Source organism: Parapedobacter deserti (assembly GCF_042646065.1).
In the GTDB taxonomy this organism is placed as follows: Bacteria; Bacteroidota; Bacteroidia; order Sphingobacteriales; family Sphingobacteriaceae; genus Parapedobacter; species Parapedobacter deserti.
Genome location: NZ_JBHRTA010000003.1, coordinates 84,389 through 102,074, shown reverse-complemented (window position 1 = coordinate 102,074; position 17,686 = coordinate 84,389). Strand labels below are relative to the sequence as shown.

At 51.6% G+C, this 17,686-nt stretch carries 10 protein-coding genes; 2 read left to right on the top strand and 8 right to left on the bottom strand.

Annotated elements, in window-relative coordinates:
* Nucleotides 1-68 precede the first annotated feature (68 nt).
* Both ACFOET_RS00485 and ACFOET_RS00480 read left to right on the top strand, forming a co-directional pair.
* Entirely contained in the window at nucleotides 69-2,444 is a 2,376-nt protein-coding gene (locus ACFOET_RS00485; protein WP_379018433.1) for an ABC transporter permease, read from the top strand.
* A gap of 152 nt (nucleotides 2,445-2,596) precedes the next feature.
* Nucleotides 2,597-5,005 carry an ABC transporter permease gene (locus tag ACFOET_RS00480; RefSeq protein WP_379018431.1) on the top strand — a complete coding sequence of 803 codons (2,409 nt, stop codon included), beginning with the start codon at nucleotides 2,597-2,599 and terminating at the stop codon, nucleotides 5,003-5,005.
* A gap of 107 nt (nucleotides 5,006-5,112) precedes the next feature.
* Here ACFOET_RS00480 and ACFOET_RS00475 read toward each other — a convergent pair whose 3' ends face one another.
* The 8 genes from ACFOET_RS00475 to ACFOET_RS00440 are packed head-to-tail and all read right to left on the bottom strand — an operon-like array spanning nucleotide 5,113 to nucleotide 17,683.
* Nucleotides 5,113-6,165 (bottom strand): PKD domain-containing protein, encoded by a 1,053-nt coding sequence (locus ACFOET_RS00475; protein ID WP_379018429.1) that lies wholly within the window; start codon nucleotides 6,163-6,165, stop codon nucleotides 5,113-5,115.
* Between the two features lie 42 nt (nucleotides 6,166-6,207).
* Nucleotides 6,208-7,638 (bottom strand): PA14 domain-containing protein, encoded by a 1,431-nt coding sequence (locus tag ACFOET_RS00470; protein WP_379018427.1) that lies wholly within the window; start codon nucleotides 7,636-7,638, stop codon nucleotides 6,208-6,210.
* Between the two features lie 10 nt (nucleotides 7,639-7,648).
* Nucleotides 7,649-9,361, bottom strand: coding sequence for an alkaline phosphatase family protein (locus ACFOET_RS00465; RefSeq protein WP_379018425.1), 1,713 nt, complete (start codon nucleotides 9,359-9,361; stop codon nucleotides 7,649-7,651).
* Between the two features lie 36 nt (nucleotides 9,362-9,397).
* A complete protein-coding gene (locus tag ACFOET_RS00460) occupies nucleotides 9,398-11,023 on the bottom strand; it encodes a DUF5008 domain-containing protein (RefSeq protein ID WP_379018423.1) in 1,626 nt (541 codons plus the stop codon).
* Entirely contained in the window at nucleotides 11,023-11,811 is a 789-nt protein-coding gene (locus ACFOET_RS00455) for a fasciclin domain-containing protein (protein WP_379018421.1), read from the bottom strand. Before ACFOET_RS00455 ends, ACFOET_RS00460 begins: the two co-directional genes overlap by 1 nt.
* A 41-nt stretch (nucleotides 11,812-11,852) precedes the next feature.
* Nucleotides 11,853-13,412, bottom strand: coding sequence for a RagB/SusD family nutrient uptake outer membrane protein (locus ACFOET_RS00450; RefSeq protein WP_379018419.1), 1,560 nt, complete (start codon nucleotides 13,410-13,412; stop codon nucleotides 11,853-11,855).
* Nucleotides 13,413-13,416: 4 nt separating this feature from the next.
* Nucleotides 13,417-16,551: a SusC/RagA family TonB-linked outer membrane protein gene (locus ACFOET_RS00445; protein WP_379018417.1), complete on the bottom strand. Its 3,135-nt coding sequence runs from the start codon at nucleotides 16,549-16,551 to the stop codon at nucleotides 13,417-13,419.
* 25 nt (nucleotides 16,552-16,576) lie between these two features.
* A complete protein-coding gene (locus ACFOET_RS00440) occupies nucleotides 16,577-17,683 on the bottom strand; it encodes a DUF5007 domain-containing protein (protein ID WP_379018414.1) in 1,107 nt (368 codons plus the stop codon).
* Nucleotides 17,684-17,686 lie beyond the last annotated feature (3 nt).

The window sequence follows — 17,686 nt, the reverse complement described above, 5'->3', positions numbered from 1 at the left end:
GCAACAAGGAACAAAGACTGGTGAGCCTAATGTTTGATGTCTAATATCTCTTATCTAGCGTCTAAAAAATGATCAAGAACCACTTCAAGACCGCGTGGCGGAACCTTTGGCGCAACAAGGCGTTCAGCCTGATAAATGTGATCGGGCTATCTTTCGGATTGGCAAGTATATTATCCTTAACATTACTTGTGAATCAATATTTCACCCGCGACGAGTTTCACGAGCGGAAAGACAGGATGTATTACCTGAAAACATTCTCGCCGGATGGAAGCGGGCACCAGCAGACCACCTTTCCGCTGCTCTACGAAATCGAAGCGGCCTGCCCCGAAGTGGAGGCCATCACCCACTGGCAGAGCGGGTATAACCCGTGGCTGTCGGTTGGCGAACATACGGTCCAGGCGAATGGCACTTTCGTGGATCCAGGTTTTCTACAGCTGTTTTCGTTTGAAGTGATCGAAGGGAAACGGACGAATGCCTTGCAGGGAAAGCAATCGTTGGTGATCTCAAAACGCCTAAAGACCCAGTTATTCGGTGACAAACCGGCACTGGGCGAAACGGTCATCGTATCGGATAGCATTCCGCGTACCGTAACAGGGGTAGTGGAAATTCCGACGGCCTCTTCCTTGCAGGCCGATGTGTTTTTACCCGTTCAGTTTTTATGGGATTACATGGATGACTTTGAGGAAATCGCTAACTGGTACAACGTCTTTGCACCGGGGTATCTGCTGCTCCGGGAGGGGACCGACGTGGAGCTACTGAACGAAAAAATAGCCGGAATCGTCCGGCAGCATTACGTCGAGGAAAAAAAGAGCAGCGTGGTAAAAGCGGTGCCTTTCACGCAGCTGAAGAAGGAGCTGGGCGACACGGTGCACAAAATTATCATCGGAGCCATCGCAGCTGCCATTTTTGTCTTCTTGATTGTACTGGTTAACCTGGTTAACCTCAACATGGCTACCGCATTAACGCGGACAAAGGAGCTTGCGGTGCGGCGTACGATCGGGTCTTCGAAACGGAACATCATCATGCAATTCTGCATAGAGAACGGGTTAGTCATGGCTATATCGCTGATATTCGGATTCGCCATCTTCCGGTTGGTGCTGCACGCCTTGGTCAATGAGGTCGTCGGGCAGCGCCTGGGCGGACTGGACCTGGCACACGGGTATGTGATGGCCGTCTTGGTTCTGGGGATTGCGGCCGGGGTTGTAATCCTTGCCGCGGTCATTCCTGCCGCACGCTTGAACAGCCTCAAGCTGACAAACGCCCTAAAGGGAAAGATCAGCGACAGGATGGCGCTGGGGGGTGTTAGAAGCGCCTTCATTACCGCGCAATTTGTACTGGGCATCACGGTTCTATGCATGGCAATGATCCTGAACAGCCAGATCCGCTACATGAAAACCGCATCACTGGGTTTCAATACCGAAGACGTTGTGGTGGGGATGCTGGATCTCGGCTTCGAGAATCCCGAACAGGCAGACAGCCATTTTGACGTTGTCCTCCAGGCGTTGAAAGCGGATCCTTCCGTAAAAGCCGTTTCCACGACACAGGAGATACCCACCGCCTATTCATATAATTCCAACGGCTTTTCCGACGTTGAAAGCGATAAGGAAGTTCACATACAGTACGCCCGAGCCGATGCGGGCTTTGCCGAGGCCTATCAGATCGCCATTGTTGCAGGGCGCAATTTTGATGACCGCCTTCAGGCAACCGAAAGGGATAAAGTACTGCTTAACGAAACGGCAGCGAGCGCATTTGGCTGGACTGATCCCGTTGGGAAAAGGCTCCGGCAAAAAGGATCGGATCAGGTAGTGACCGTCATCGGCGTCATGAAAGATTTCCATTACCACGGTCTGAACCACTCGATAGCCCCTATAATGCATTTTTATGGGAGCGAATCCGGTCTCGCATCCAACAGCTACCTCAGTATTCGCATCGATGCCCGCCACAGGGAACAAGTGATGGCCAAACTGGCAGACTCGTTCGAGCAGTTGCCCTCCAAAAAAGCGTTCAGCTACCAATGGATGGATGAACGCGTGGAAAACCAATATACGCTATTGGATGGGATATTGAAGGTGACCAACTATGTGGCGTTATTGATTCTGCTGATCGCCAGCATGGGGCTGCTTGGGCTCTCCATGATTTTTGCCCAGCAGCGCGTAAAGGAAATCGGTATCCGCAAGGTACTGGGGGCGACCGTAACTAGTATCGTGGCGCTATTGTCTGCAGATTTTGTGAAACTTGTATTGGTGGCCGTTGTCATCGCTTCGCCGATCGCATGGTGGGCGATGGACAGCTGGCTGGCCGATTTCGCTTACCGCATCGATATCCGATGGTGGATGTTTGCCGTGGCCGGCTTGGCTGTGGTGGCGATTGCGCTACTCACCGTGAGCTGGCAGGCGATGCGGGCGGCTGTCGTCAACCCGGTGGAGTCGTTGCGGGATGAGTGATGTGCAAGTTTCAGCCTGTTTCGCCTCGTCTGGATCCAGGGCGCTTCGCTACTGTATCCTAAGCCGCCGTCGCAACAGGCTGAAATGGTTGCGGTGTAAGGAGATTGCAGGATGAATGATTAATGGAATAAAAATAAAAAAGAGCAAGGATAATGATGCATAACCTGAAAATTGCCTTTCGTGCGCTATTGAAAGGAAAGCTGTACACCGCTATAAATATTTTAGGGCTTTCAGTGGGATTGGCGTCTTGCCTTCTGATCGGCGCGGTCGTATTTGACGAACTGTCTTATGATTCCCATTGGAGCCACTCGAAAAACTTATATAGACTGCTTTCCGTCCGGCCAGACGGTGGAGACTACGGCCAAAAGGGCGGAACCGTATTTGCCACACTCGCTCCAACGCTAAAACGCTATTTTCCGGAAGTGGTAGATTACAGCGAAATCTACCCGGCACCTATCCACCTTAAAGTCGATAGAACAGACCCACTACCGCTCAAAGCGACGATGCTCCATGCGGATAGTGCCACCATGCAACTGCTTGACATCCGGGTCTTTTCCCATCATGACCTGACGCCGACCCGGGACATCAAGAAAATCGTCATCTCCGAACAATTCAGCAACACCCATTTTTCGGGCAAGAACCCCTTGGGTAAGCGCATCTATGATGTACCCCAGTATGGCGAGAAGCCCAATGAATATGTCATAGCAGGAGTAATGAAAGACCTGCCGCCGAACACCCACCTACGTGCGGATGCACTTTTGCTGCATGCACGCACGGAGCAGGAACTGACGAACGGCGGCCGCGGTACGCACTATGCGAGGCACTACATCTTGCTGCGCGACGGGACCGATCCTACGGAATTTGAGCGGAAGATCAATGCTTGGTACCGGGGTATCCCCGAGAACGACAAGGGACTGCAGTTCGGATTACAGCCGATGGAAGACATCTACCTGAAAACCGATTTTCCCGCCTACCAATTGGTTAAGGGCAACATCAGGCACAGTTATATCTTTATGGCCGTTGCGGCCATGCTGCTGTTGATTGCCTGTATCAATTACATCAACCTAAGCACGGCACGTGCCAGCAGTCGGCTGAAGACAACGGGCGTCCATAAAATATTGGGTGCATCGCGACGGCAGATCATGGGACAATCATTGATTGAGTCGCTGCTCACCTTCAGTGCAGCGGGGTCAATCGCCTGCTTGTGTTATCAGCTTGCGCTTCCTTCATTGCAACATTTCATTGGACATCCGCTGGCATTCCGTTTTGGTGCGGGCTGGCCCTACCTTAGCGCCGCTTTTTTAGTGTTCTTACTGATTTGCTTATTCAGCGGATTATATCCTGCGTGGCTGGTATCCGGATTCCGCGCAGTGGGTAGCATCAATCAGGTACTGAAAGGACGCAGCACGAACAAAAAGGGGCTGCGCGAAGCATTGGTGGTAACACAGTTTGCCCTATCCGTCGGAATACTGGCAGCCCTGTTTGTGGTACAGCACCAAGTAGACTTCTTGAAAAGCAAGGACGTAGGCTTCGACACGGAAGGATTGATCAGCATCAATCATGTATCGTGGGACAATAAGGCCAGCGCGTTGAAAGCCGAATTTGCGCAACACCCCGACATTCTCTCAACGAGCTTTAGCACGTGGCTCCCTACCGATGGCACCGGCTACATGACCAGGCTCATTGACGACCCGCGCGACCCCGGGAATAAAATTGACCTCTGGTATATTGCAGGCGATCCGGATATGGCTCAAACCCTGGGCCTGCGGCTGAAAGAAGGGCGCTTCCTGAGCGAATCGAAGCCCGGCGATGCCATTGAAGCGACAGACCTGGAAGCCGAGTTCAATAGCATGCGCCCCTGCCTAATGGCGGCCAGCACCGCGCATTTGCTCGGCGCAACACAATTGAACGTACCGCTGCATGAAGCCAGGATCATCCCCGTGGGTATCATTGACGATTTCAACAGCGAGTCGCTGCATAACGCCACGGTGCCCACCGTGATCGTCGGGCAGCGGAGTCCCTCGTACGGCGCGCTGCTCATTCGCACTCGGCCGGGAACATCGCAGCGTGTCATGGAGTCGGTCGCGGCAACATGGAAAAACCTTTACCCCGACAAATTACTCGATATGCAGATCGTCAGGGAAACGCTGGCGAAACAATACAAAGCCGAGGAAAAGCTCCAGAAAATATTTGGCGGATTTAGCCTCCTCACCATGCTATTGGCGGCACTCGGCATATTTGGACTTGTGGTACATGCCACCAGTTTGCGTGTAAAAGAAATCGGTATCCGCAAAGTGCTGGGTGCCTCCATTTCAAGCATCGTGCGGTTGCTCTCGGCTGACTTCGTGAAGTTGGTATTAATCGCCATTGTTATCGCCTCTCCCGTTGTGTGGTGGGCGATGAATAAATGGTTGGAAGACTTCGCTTACCGCATCAGCATCCAGTGGTGGATGTTTGCGGCGGCGGGTGCAGTGGCTGTGGCGGTAGCGTTAGCGACAGTAAGTTGGCAGGCTATCAAGGCGGCTGTGACAAATCCGGTAAGATCATTGCGCGACGAATAAATCGTGAAGTAGCACCATTAATATTTGGTGTGCTGGCCATAGGCATGGCCGTAGCTGCTTCGCTACGGCCAACCGCTTAGCTCCGTTTTAGCAAAAATGCAATATCATCACTGTGGCATCTGCAGGACCCGCCATTCGGCCAATTGGAACAGCCCGCCGCTCACGACTGCGGTTACCGATACCCGATAAAAGTGGTAAGCAGTACTGTTCTCAAACGTGTATGTCTTCGTCAGAAAGCGGCTTTCGAATACCTCGTCTGTCCTTTCATCCAGCAAAACCCAGTTTTGGCCGTCTAAGGAACCCTCTACTCTCCAGTTTTTGGGGTCCCGGTTTGGCGCATCGTTTGCCGACCTAAAGGTATATCCTCCCAAAATCACTGGCTCATAATATTCGAGTTGCCACCAAAGGTCGCCCGCGAAGCCTCCTTGTAAGAACTTGGTCTCCGGGTTATTGTCAATGAGTTTCAACGAACCCTCCCCTGCGAATTTCCCGCCATCGTTGTCACGTGACACGGTGAATTGTCCATGCTGGTCTGTCATATCCCTGACGATGCCCAGATCGGTCAGCAGCCTGCTGATTTCGGAAACAGAACCGTTGGGGGTTTTAATGCGGAGCGTATAGTTTTCAAACTTGCCCGTTCCGACCGCGATGTTCAGCAGCTCATCGTTGCCAAGGAATTCTCCGCCGACGCCCACACCTTTGTACCAGAAGACGCTGTCGATCTCCATGTCACTATCCACTGTCAGGTCAATGCTGCCATCGGCTTTCGGAGAGACAGCTATTTCCATGAGACTATCCGGACGAATATTAATCACAGTTTCGCTTTTCGCCCAAAATCCTTCACTATTTTCTGTATGCAACGTCACCCGGTAATCGCCGGTCCGCAGGAAAGTATGCGAGGGAGAGTCATCCAGTGACACGCTGTCGTCACCGAACTCCCACCGCACTAGCGAGTAGTTCGTGCCTTTGTTGGTAAAAGCATATGAAAACGGATCATTGGCAGCGATCTGTTCATGTTCGAAAATTGCTGTAGGCTTGGGTTCTTCTATTTTGGGCGGGGGCGCATCTTCTTTACTACATGCGCCTGAAGCCAAAATATAACCCGTAATTCCCAAAATCGTGGCGATCTTCGTATATCGTTTGCTTAGTTTCTCAATCATGACTTGTTTTTCCAATTACGATGGTTTCCGTTAATTACCTTGTTATGGATTAAAATCCGCTGGTGGGTACAACAACGATTTCGGCACAACCCGGCGATCTACCCCGGCCGACCGGACTTCGAACTCCAATACAGCTTGCTGGCCACCGACATTCTCGCGGTGGTGTGCCTCAATGGGATACCGCTGACCACGCTCCAAATGGATGGTACCGAAGCGGGACGGTTTATCCCATTCGGTAGTGAAGTCGTCTATGATCCACTCGCCGTCAATTTTTAGGCGAGATCCGTCATCCCATCGGGTTTGGTAAAACGTATACTCGCCCGTTACCGGAGCAAAGAACTCGCCCGTCCATCGCGAAGACCAGTTGTCGCCCACCGGCAAGGGCTGCCAGCCTACGAAATTAATCTGCTCATCAAGGCGGACCAATCCAGGTGCCCGGCCGTCGGAATCCAGAAACTGTCCTTCGAAATATTCAGCCTTCAGGCCGACACCATTGCCTTCGAGGTACGAATTATTATCCAAATTGACCGAGGGGTCGATCTGGATAACTACCACATGGTCCGACGGATGCAATACGTGCCGAGACGGGTTCCGCAATTCCACCACCATTCCTATGGGCGATGAGATATGTCGATCCATAACTGCCCAGGGGATGCTGAGGGAAAGCTCTTTGCTGGTGGTATTGCTGGTAACGTGAACTAACGTATCCAGCGTATACTCGTCGATCGCCAATGTTGCCGTGTTTGCCGGCAAGATGCCATTTTCGGCCAGTGTCGCCACGGCGTCGTTGTTGACCCGGGTTCGTACCGTGAACGCCGGCCCTGGCACACCATTCAACGAGATGCCTAATGGGATGGTTACACCCGCCGAAGTGACCGTGTAATTTTGTCCCTGCGTCAGTGTTAGCATACCTCCGCCGCCGTTGGTGATAGACAGGTAGCGGATTTCAGCCGGATCAAGGATTTCAGCAGTGTTCAACACCACAACGCCACTGTTATTGGCCGGGTCGAGTTCATTGTGCTTGCTCGGATTAAGCAGGCGGTAGGCAAACGCAATGTTACGGCCAAACTGACGCTCTGCAAAACCGAGGTTGACCGATACGGTAAATGTGCTGCTGTCAGCTCCAAACGGCACGGTTACTGCATTGGGTGCAGTAATCTGATCAACAGGTATACCTACGGTATTTTCCAGCGTACCGTTTGCCACCAACTGCGCTATGGTGTCAGGAATAAGCTGCAATTCTACCTGAAATGACTTTCCGGCGGGGTGTGACAGGTCGATCTTTAATGGAACATGAATATGTTCGCCTTCCTTCCGTATACCAAGCGGGGTGTTGTTTGACGACACGACACTGGGGTCTGATTGCTCGAAACGGAAATTCTCCAGTTCCTGCCGGGAGCACGCTAGGCCGAGCAGGGCAAGGGCCATAGCTCCCCAACGTGATTTCGCTTTTATCTGTTTTGCTATTTGCATTGTTGAACTATTATCGGTCTAACCATACACGCCCATCCAGCTCCCAGTTTTCTTGCCGCGGAATTTTTAACCACGTGAGTATCTGAACAGGGATGTCGACATTGCGGGGAACCGTCCGGCTAAGCTCGGACGAACCTGGAGCACAGACGTAGTCTGCCTGAGCCTCCCTCTCGACATCATTACCACCCAGGGTAATGTGGCTACCAAACGGGCCTTCGTCCAGGATCGTATTGTTTTCAGACCCTACGACGGGCCATAGTCCGGCGAGGAAATCATAGTAGGGATGGTCCTGCGGGACACTAGTTTCGCAGGAATACTGAGCGATCACATCGTCGGGCAGTGCCACTTTCCAAAAGCGTACGTCTGCGATGAAGCAATCGGCCTGGCCGTTCTCGTCCCGGCTACCCAAGATCAAGGGCAAGTCATTTTCAATACTGCCGTAACCGGTAATGTCCACCTCGTTGTTGAACTGACCGTTGGTATAGGTACGGATATAACGGCGGTCTTCGCGCAAAACACCTACTACGGCAATGCTATTCCATGTCGCATTAGCCAATGTACCCCCGCGCGTCTGACCGACATTTCCTCCCAGACCGCGAGCATTGAACATCCAGAAATTATCCTCCAGGAAGATCGTCCAGCCGACATCATCCCAATTCCAGCGCGCACGTTTCGACAGGAGCGCAGGGAAACGGTATTGATAGTTATTATTAGGCCCTGGATTTTTCTTCACCTTCAACTCAATCGTAAACGCCGTACTGTCCGGATTATAGTAGTCGTTGTCACCAGCAGTCACCTCTCCGCGGAGCTGGCCCCGAAAGCGTACGAAATCGCCTTGGAAGCGCATGCCCAGAAACGGCTTGTTAATGATTCGGGTAATGTACCGGCGAGCATGAAAGATAGTGAAGGTATTCACTGAAGGATTACTGAATATGGTGTTGTCATTTTCCTCTTCGGGAATATCGTATGCTCCGCCCCTGCTGGAGGTGATTACGATCATCCAGTTTTCCTGATTATAGTCGGGCCGATCTTTCAATGCCGTCAGTAGGTCGCCCACATAAGCATCGAATTGTTCCAAAGCTTCGGCATACTGAGGTACAGAAAGGTCGTATCCATATTGCGCGCCCACCGCATCGGCCCCGTTGAAGTGGGCCGTCACCATTGTGATGGTATCCACGCCAAGGGCGGCCACGGCAGCCGTTTTTACCGATTCATCATCGCTCAGCAGTTGGCGTTCATCAGCACCGGCGGTCAGGTGGTCGAAGAAGGACTGAGAAGCGGTATACGTCCGCAGGTCGCTATTCGGCAACGCTGTTTGGATACGTTCGAAGATCAGCGGAAAGCGCTCTAAGTTTGCGGCTGAAAAATCATCACCGACGATCCCGTGTTTATCCTTTTGTACCCCTGTGAGCATACTGGCCCAGTTTGTGCCATTTTCCGGAGTGGTTTCCTCATCAGCAAGCGACTCCCAGGAATAGATCGACTGCGGCAGCAAGTTCGAAATCGCCGGAAAATTGCCATCGCGCAGCGATTGCCCGCGTACGCCATCGGCAATGATGTACAGCACTTTGGGTTGTCCGAAGACGACATCTATTGAATCCTCCGGCTTAGCGTCGGGGATTACGCGCGCAAACTCTGTGTTACACGCCGAGATCCCGAGGCTCAGTACAAACATCACTAGCTGTACCGGCGCTTTATTGATATATGGTTTTTTATCCATCATGCGATATTGATTGTATCTATATATTAAAAAGCCCCACTATTCAATGATTACCTGGATAATGTTATTTGCAAACCTACTATCGAATGTGGTGAAGTAGCCATAAATCAGCAGTGCACGTTGGCCATTGGCGGCCGTTCTCTCAATAATGTTTTCTATTCGGCCGCTGAATGTACCCGTCGCGTTGTATCCGGGGATTAGATTTCCCTGTTCATCCAGCACCATAAATCCGTTTCGAGCAATACCGGCATAGGTTTGGAAATCGCCGCTCACGACGATCTTTCCATCGCTCAGCTGCTTGATAAACGAGGGGCCGCCCCCTCCAAATTCTTTGGCCACGAACGATTCGTCCAGTGAACCATCCTCATTCAGCACTGCCAAGCGGTTGGCGGGGCGCCCATTATACGTTCGGAAATTTCCGGCAATCACATATTTCTGCGTTGCTGGGTTATAAAACGACTTGGTTATCAGCTGATCAGCACCGGTGCCGCCCGGATTGAACGTTTCATCGATGGTGCCATCAGCGTTTAGGCGAAGAATGTAGCCTTGTTGTTGCCCGTCAAATTGGGTAAACGAGCCATAAACCAATAATTTCCCCTCATTTGGTCCGCCCAATATCGGGCTCATCCGGGCCTCGCCGTTGCCGCCGGCCCAGCTACGGCCTGCAGCCGAATCAAACCGATAGGTGCGATCGAGACTTCCATCGGAATTCATCCGGGCAAACTGCCTGATCTCCACACTATCCAAAATCACGGAATCCCGGGTTTCCAGCCTATTAGGCTGGTCGTACCGACGGCTGATGTAATAACGGAAACTGCCATTTGCGATCACTTTGTCACCCTGAAGATACAGCGCATCTACCCATTGATCAAACCCACCGTTGAATGACGGGTAGTATTTGATGGTATCCAATTGGTCCGGCCTACGGAACGGACGAACGCCCATTGTGTCAATGGTACCGTTTCCGTTGATATAAGTAACGTTGCTGATGTCGGAACCCCGCTGTGCATACCCGTTGAACGCACCTGCAATGAGGTATCCGCTTTTAAATGGCATAATACTGCCTATTACACCGTTTGCCCCAGATCCCGAGCGCAAACTCGCGTCGTAGGTGCCGTCTGCAAACGTACGAGCGATCCGGTTGATCGGACGGATAACACCTTTGTTATCAAAGTTGGTAAAAGCGCCAACCACCAGCATACGGCCATCCGCGGCAGTGATCACCTGCTCTACACCACTATTTGCCCCCTGGGTAACCTGGAAGTTCGGGTCTATACTGATTTTCCCTGTTACGGAAAAAATAGGGCCGAACACCACCACGTCACCAACAGAAATGGTGGTAACCCCCGTACTGGCAAAATCCGGCACTACAACTTTGATCTCACTGTCTGTGATGTCAACCACCTCCGCCCGTTCGCCATTAAACCGGAAGACCAGCTCATCCTTAAAGGGCAATAAACCAAAGGCGCTGACGGTTACCTCAGTACCGGGCAATCCAAGGGATGGCGAGAGCCCATGGTTTACAATTTCAATACCTAAAGGCTTCTTTCCCGGCCCGTACGGCTCTTCCAGCACTTCGTCTTTGGCACATGATCCTAAACACAACGCGATAACCAATAGGGTGTATAAGTAATGTATTGCCTTCATATCCATTGTTCCGTTCATTATCGTTTGCTTTGTATAATATCCTCAGATACTTCGAAGTATTGAAAACCGAAGCTACTTCTTGTAAAGTCCAAGACATGCACCACGCCATTGTTCGGTTGGATATCCGAAGAGGCGACATGTGCAGGATCGACCCATACATCGGGTTGGGATAGATTGGGGATGTATGAAAGGTGCAGCTGTCGGTAGCCCTGGTACTTCAGCCGGGTTTCTGTGGGCTTTCCAGCATCGGTCACCGCATCGTGAAACACCACGCCAATGTTGCTCACAGTATTGTTATAGGCATAGTAATTCTCTCCGCCGAAAGTGGAGAGGATATCAAAATCAATCTGTGGGTAATCTTTCAACAATTTCCTCCCTCGGAACATGTGCCGCTCCAAATACTTTCGCCAGATGGCCGAATCCACATCCGCCAGCGTCTGAAGGGTGTCCAAGCCCAAATTGTATAGACGCTGATTTACGCCGCCCATCAAGTGCGGATCATTACCGGTATAATTGACCAGTCCGATAAGATCTCTGATGGTCTCATCCCGGGGCGCGAAAAACGTCAGCTCGTGCGTGTTGAATTCCTCTTCCAGCCCAGCAAGGCGTATGATCTGAGCAATGGTGTCAAACTCAATTGGCCGAGATTCTAAATATTCCAACATGGTGCCATTAAAATAGGGGTTGGCAAGACCACCGTCGGTGTAGTAATCATCCCGTTGGCACGATGAAAACCACATGGTACCGACCAGCAACGTCAGCCCCAATATGCGGTAACTTACCGCAAATCGCTGTTTCTTGTTCATAATTCCTTGTGTGTCCATCATCTTTGATTAAACATTGGTAGCTATCGGCTTAGCCAGTATTCATTAAGCACGATCTTCGGGTTGTTGTTGCGCGCCGACTGGGCAATGGGCCAGGTCCATGCCCGCCGGTTGTATTGATCCGAATTGAGCGGATTGCGCGCAAAGCTGGGATTCATGATGCGTTGTGTCCGAACCAGGTCGAAATAACGATGTCCTTCGCCGAACAGTTCACGGCAGCGCTCCCAAAAAATAAAATCCTTTAGTTCCTGCCCTCCGCCCCCGGTGTATGGAGTAGCTTCCGCCCGATCACGAATCATGTTAAGCGAGGCGATGGCTTCGTTGTCCCGCGATAGTTCAGCCAGCGCCTCGGCATGCAGTAAAATTGCACCGGCATACCTGAAGATCATGAAGGTATTATCCGGATTGCGATCTTCGTTTCCGGACGCATATACGTTGAAGGCAAATTTCACGGCGATAAATTGCCCGCTGTTGGACAACATGTCTTCGAACCAGAAGTCCGCCCGTTTATCGGCCACGGCAGAAGGAAATAGTTTAGCCATGTACGTATCGATAAAATAACAGTGGCTGATCTGGTTATTGAAGCGGGGAAATTTGTAGGGCCAGCGAAGGAAGTGGTCGCCAAAAGGAGAGAGGGGCGCATTATTGTCACTGTAGTTGATGCTCCGGTAAAACTCGAACAGGCTCTCGTCGGAACGACCTTTCATGACGGTGCCCCAGCCCTCTTCCGTAAGCGGATAAAGACGGTACGCATTGCTTTGGATAAGCTCGCTACCCAGGTCTGCTACTTCGCGGTAGTAACGCTCGCGGTTATTGCGGTCAAACCCGGCGTTCCACATATTCATGTGCATCAGCAGTGCGATGATGCTGCCCCGGGATGCCCGTGCTCCTTTGAGTGCGGGGTCAGCGAATGTCCAAGGTAGATTGTTCTTGTGCGGCTTGAGATCTGCGATGCATTTGTTCAGTACATCTACCATGGGCTCGCGAGGCAGCGACTCGGCATTATACGGCGAAGTATAGTAGACGACATCGCCATAAAGCCGTACCATCCACCAGTACGTGAAGCACCGGATAAATGTTGCTTCAGCGATATAGCGCTGTCTGTCAATGTCGCCGATACCGGCGATGCCTTCCTCCAGTTTGTCGATCAGGATATTGGCCGTTTGGATGACTTGGTAGTACCGGGTCCAATTGGCCACCTGTTGGTAATTGTACCAGTTCCAGGGTGCACCGGAATCCATCGCATACAGAAGATCATTTTCCCCCAGCACCTCCACTACCCGCCTTGCAGCACTGCTGTTTGCTCCAGGGGAGACAAAAATTTCACCCGACCGGGCTTCTCCGATGCCGCCGATGATCCAGCCTTCGTTGATCTTATCGAAAAACATGCTGTACATGTTGGCCACATTGCTCTCCACGTCATCTTTCGACAAGTAAAAGTTGTTACCCGTGAGCCGGTCTACCGGTTGTACTGTCAGGAATTCTTTACAGGCCGATGCCAACAGCACCAGCGCCACGGTGGCTATGGACCTGATCAATTGGGAATAGCCTTTTATTTGTCTTGCTGTTATCCTGTTCATCATCTTATTAAAATTCAACGTTTAGTCCTAAGTTATAAGTGCGGGGTACCGGGTAACCGGAAGAAACATCGCGTCCCATGTTCGTCACGTTTTCCGGATTTGGCCCAGAATAGCGCGAAAAGGTGTGCAGGTTTTCACCGGACACATATACCCGGAGGTTGGCCAATCCCCACTGGCGTATCCAGTCGCGATTGAATCGGTAACCCAACACAATGTTGTTAATTTTGAAATAGCTGCCATCCTCCGCCCAAAGACTTTGGTCAAACCTAAACGGCTGGATGGAGCCGTAGCGTCTGTAGTCATAGGCATACGGATAGGTCGCGATATCGCCCGGCTGCCGCCACATATCAATATCATTTAGCGGCACCACTGCCCTATCGCCAAATGGGTCAGCCATAAGGCCGAGGCGTTGCGCCAGGGCATTGTTCAAGATCGTCCGCTTACCGGTGAAAGAACCGTTGAGATTAAAGGTGAAATCTTTATATGTGACCATTACCGATGCCCCTCCCGTAAACAACGGTTGCGAATTCCCGGTTCTTGCGTAATCCCTTTCGTCGAGGATGTAATCGCCGTTGAGATCGCGCAGGATAGGATCGCCGCCCTGGAAGAACCGGCCATTGGTCTGGTAGGCGAGCCCTGTTACCGGATCCACCGGTACATCGGCATCGGTGCGGTATACCCCGTCATTGATACGCAAATAATTAGCTAGCGTAGAACCGCCCACACGGAGGATGACGTGCTGCCGCACGGCATCGCCGTCCCAGCGGATGAACTGCCCGTTGTAATGTTCAGGTAGTGTGAGTAAAATATCTTTATTGTATGCACCGTTTACCGAGAAAGACAAGGTAAAATCGCTGCTTACGGGAAAAGGCCGCATCATCAAGAACAACTCATGCCCATAGTTTACGATACCCGCTCCGTTGCTGAACAGTTTGTTAAAACCAGTGGTATTGGGTAACAGCTGTTCGAAAAGCTCATTTTCAACCTTTTTGTAATAAGTGTCGTAGATGACTTCAAATTTGCCTTTTAAAATCGAGAAATCAAGCCCCAGGTTATACTGGGTGTTGGTTTTAGGAGCGAGGTTTGGATTTGGAATCTGGTCAAAATTCAGCCCTATGCCCTGCCGTCCGTTATAGTTTCCTGTGATGTCAAACCGGCCGTATATCCGCTCCAATGTACCTGTGGGAATGATATTGACCCCCCAGCTTAGCCGGACGGAACCGTAGTCAAGCCAATGTGCATTTTCCAGGAACGGCTCTTTCTCGAAGTTCCAGCGGAGGCCTATGGCAGGATTCCGGGCGTAAAGGTTCTCAAAGCCGTTGGCAGACGATCCGTCGAGCCGGTAAGAGAGGTCCACGACGTATTTCTTTTTAAAGTCATACGATGCGGCAAATGCGAATGAGGCCGCGCGTTCATCGGTATAGTCATTGAGCAAGCCACCACCGCGGGAGGCAAATCCGTCATATCCGAGGGGCCCCTGCAGCTGGTCGTTCGGGCTTCGCTCCTGACGCGATATCGAGCTTTGCCGTCCGGCGATGCGAAATTCATTAAAAAAATTGAGAAACAGGTTATGGTCTTCGTTAAAGGCCTTGGAATAGTTCAGGCTATTCCGGTTGTACAACTGCGTGGTACGCCCATTGTAAGAATATACCCGCGCAAACTGGTTGTTGGCGACGGCGGGGGTAAACGTGTCTTCCGTTTTCGACTCAAACTCATAACTCAAGTTTGCGCTTGCCCTGAGCCCTTCGATAAACATATAGCTCGCTTCCAAGTTGGAGCGGATCAGCCGCACGGCGTTGTCATTGTCAGTAGCCAACGCCGAGGTATGGCTGCCACCAGCCTGGTAGAATGAAGGCGGAGGCAGGAGTGTAGAGGATAGCCCGTTTGAAGCCACACCGGTTTGCAGCATCCCGATGCCATCGCCTACACTTTGCTTGCCCATTTGCGCAAATGCAGCGCCGATGACTTGGAATTTACGGTTTTCCGGTTGGTATTCCATGCGGAGATTGGCATTATAGCGGCTAAATCCAGTGTTTTTAATAATACCCTGATCGGAAAAATATCCTACGTTTGCTTTATAATTGAACAGTTGGTCGCCGCCGTCTATATGCAGGTTGTGGCTTTGATTGTACTGCGTGCGGTAATAATAGTCTTGCCAGTTGGTCGAATTGTTCCAATAGGCATTGAGGCTATCTGACAAAAAGCCGGTTTGGGAAATTCTCCAAATATCTTGTATGTCTAACGCATTTTCGTAAATCTGTTGCAATTTCAGTGCGCGTTCGAGGTTTCCACCCAGCGTCTCCCTAAGTTTGGGTGGGGTGCGGACGAACGAGTTGTGGGTATACCGTACACGGGGTATAGGCGAGTTGCCACGTTTCGTCGTGATGATGATGGCACCGTATGCCGCCATTGAACCGTAGAGCGACGTGGCCTGGGCGTCTTTCAGGATTTCGATGCTGGCAATGTCTTCCTGCGGAATCATGGAAAGCGGGCTGATACCGGGTCCCTGTTGCTGGAAGCCAAATTCCGTTGCCCTATCGGCATCCATCGGTACCCCATCGATGACATAAAGCGGTGATGTTGGCTGTAGGAACGACCGGTCGCCCGACCCGGTCATCGATACGGTGGATAAGCCGCGGATTTGCGTGGAGCCACGGAAGCCCGGTGCGCCTGTGTTCAACTGGGTGTTCATGCCCGGAACACGCCCCTGAAGTAGACTTTCAATGTTTGCTACTGGAACATCGGGGAGGTCCTTATCGGTAAGGCTGAACGAAGAGCCGGTACTCAGTTCCTTGGAGCGCTTCTGGTAGCCCCTGATGACTACCTCTTCCAATGTGCTCGCATCCGGCGCCATTTGGACACGCAAACTGGTACGTCCGCCTTCAACACTTTGGGAGCGCTCTTGGTAGCCGATAACCCGGAATACCAGTGTCGCATTAGCCGGAACCGTCAACCGGAAATTACCGTTCTCATCGGTAGTGCCCAACGCACGCAATGGCCTGCCCGTGAAAACGGTAACGCCGGCCAGCGGTTCCCGGTTTTCATCGATCACATTCCCCGTCACCGTCACATTTGTTTGTGCGTAGACCTGATTGAACGTGAGACACCCACCCAGGAGTAGTATCAGGGATATTGTCTTCATGTTGAAGGTAGTTTTCATCATCAGCTTATTCATCTTCAAACTTTGGTAGTTCATTTCTAAAATGGAATACGATTTCCCAGTCGCCCGCCCGGTAGATGTTGAAGTCTAAACCAAACGATGCGGTTACCCGATTTCCACCGAAGCCCCGGCGCGAATAGCGGAAGCGTGCTGAAGCACTGCCGCCGTCGCTGGTGGTATACGGGGTTTGAAGGCGAACCAATGGAATTGGGTATGCCACATCGTACTGCACATATTCAGCTGTTTTTTCGATATTAAAGCCATGCACCAGGTTATTCCAGGTTGTCTCATTGAAGACATCCGGATTCATGAATGTGCCATCGGGTGCCATGAATTTAAACCGCAGTTTGCGGCCATTGCCTCCTTCAAACGGACGAATATAAACCACCACATCCTTCCGTTCGTTATTACTCACGAGTTGGTTGTTTGTACTGGCCCCGACCACGCCACTCAGCACCGGTCGGATATAGTCCTGCTTATTTGGGTTCCTGGGGTCGGCCGGATCCGGGGCAGGTTCGCCGGTGTACGGGTTGATGTCGTTGTCCGGAAAATACGGCCGTTCCCGCCAGGGAATCAGCCGGAAATCAGACAAATATACTTCCCCGCCGGAATTGGTCACTTTCAGGTCGAAATGCCGGATCTCCTGTACGAGATTGCTGGTATCCGAGGGCCTGGGCTCGACCAGTTCATTGGTTGACGAACCCCAGAAGATGAACTGTCCGGATTGTCGCACCTCAAACAACGGACGGTCTTCCAATCGTCTTTTAGTTTCGATCTCTTCCAGCGACTTTTCTTTGCCATCGTATGTGTCGATCCAAACGTAGGTGGGTCGTACCTGGAAGAGATCTGTGACCGGCCGTCCATCGCCATATCGTGCGTTGACAATCTCGAACGTCAGGGGCAATGAAGAGTTGTCCGAGTTCAAATTCCCCATGAGGTTGGTACGGCCAATGATCGGTTCGAGCAGTTTGGATCCGTAATTCATGTTTTCGCTGATGAACTCTTTTTCTTCGGGTAGGTTCAGTGCCTTTTCGCACCCCGCCGTAAAGGCCGCTCCTGCCAGCATGGTTAGTACCGCAGCTTTATATCGTTTCCTGATCATGTTCTTCGTCATGTC

What these genes read in the sequence shown, in the direction of transcription:
- ACFOET_RS00485 (WP_379018433.1), top strand. Translation starts at nt 69, where the DNA reads ATGATCAAGAACCACTTCAAGACCGCGTGGCGGAACCTTTGGCGCAAC.
- ACFOET_RS00480 (WP_379018431.1), top strand. Translation starts at nt 2,597, where the DNA reads ATGATGCATAACCTGAAAATTGCCTTTCGTGCGCTATTGAAAGGAAAG.
- ACFOET_RS00475 (WP_379018429.1), bottom strand. Translation starts at nt 6,165, where the DNA reads ATGATTGAGAAACTAAGCAAACGATATACGAAGATCGCCACGATTTTG.
- ACFOET_RS00470 (WP_379018427.1), bottom strand. Translation starts at nt 7,638, where the DNA reads ATGCAAATAGCAAAACAGATAAAAGCGAAATCACGTTGGGGAGCTATG.
- ACFOET_RS00465 (WP_379018425.1), bottom strand. Translation starts at nt 9,361, where the DNA reads ATGATGGATAAAAAACCATATATCAATAAAGCGCCGGTACAGCTAGTG.
- ACFOET_RS00460 (WP_379018423.1), bottom strand. Translation starts at nt 11,023, where the DNA reads ATGAACGGAACAATGGATATGAAGGCAATACATTACTTATACACCCTA.
- ACFOET_RS00455 (WP_379018421.1), bottom strand. Translation starts at nt 11,811, where the DNA reads ATGAACAAGAAACAGCGATTTGCGGTAAGTTACCGCATATTGGGGCTG.
- ACFOET_RS00450 (WP_379018419.1), bottom strand. Translation starts at nt 13,412, where the DNA reads ATGATGAACAGGATAACAGCAAGACAAATAAAAGGCTATTCCCAATTG.
- ACFOET_RS00445 (WP_379018417.1), bottom strand. Translation starts at nt 16,551, where the DNA reads ATGAAGACAATATCCCTGATACTACTCCTGGGTGGGTGTCTCACGTTC.
- ACFOET_RS00440 (WP_379018414.1), bottom strand. Translation starts at nt 17,683, where the DNA reads ATGACGAAGAACATGATCAGGAAACGATATAAAGCTGCGGTACTAACC.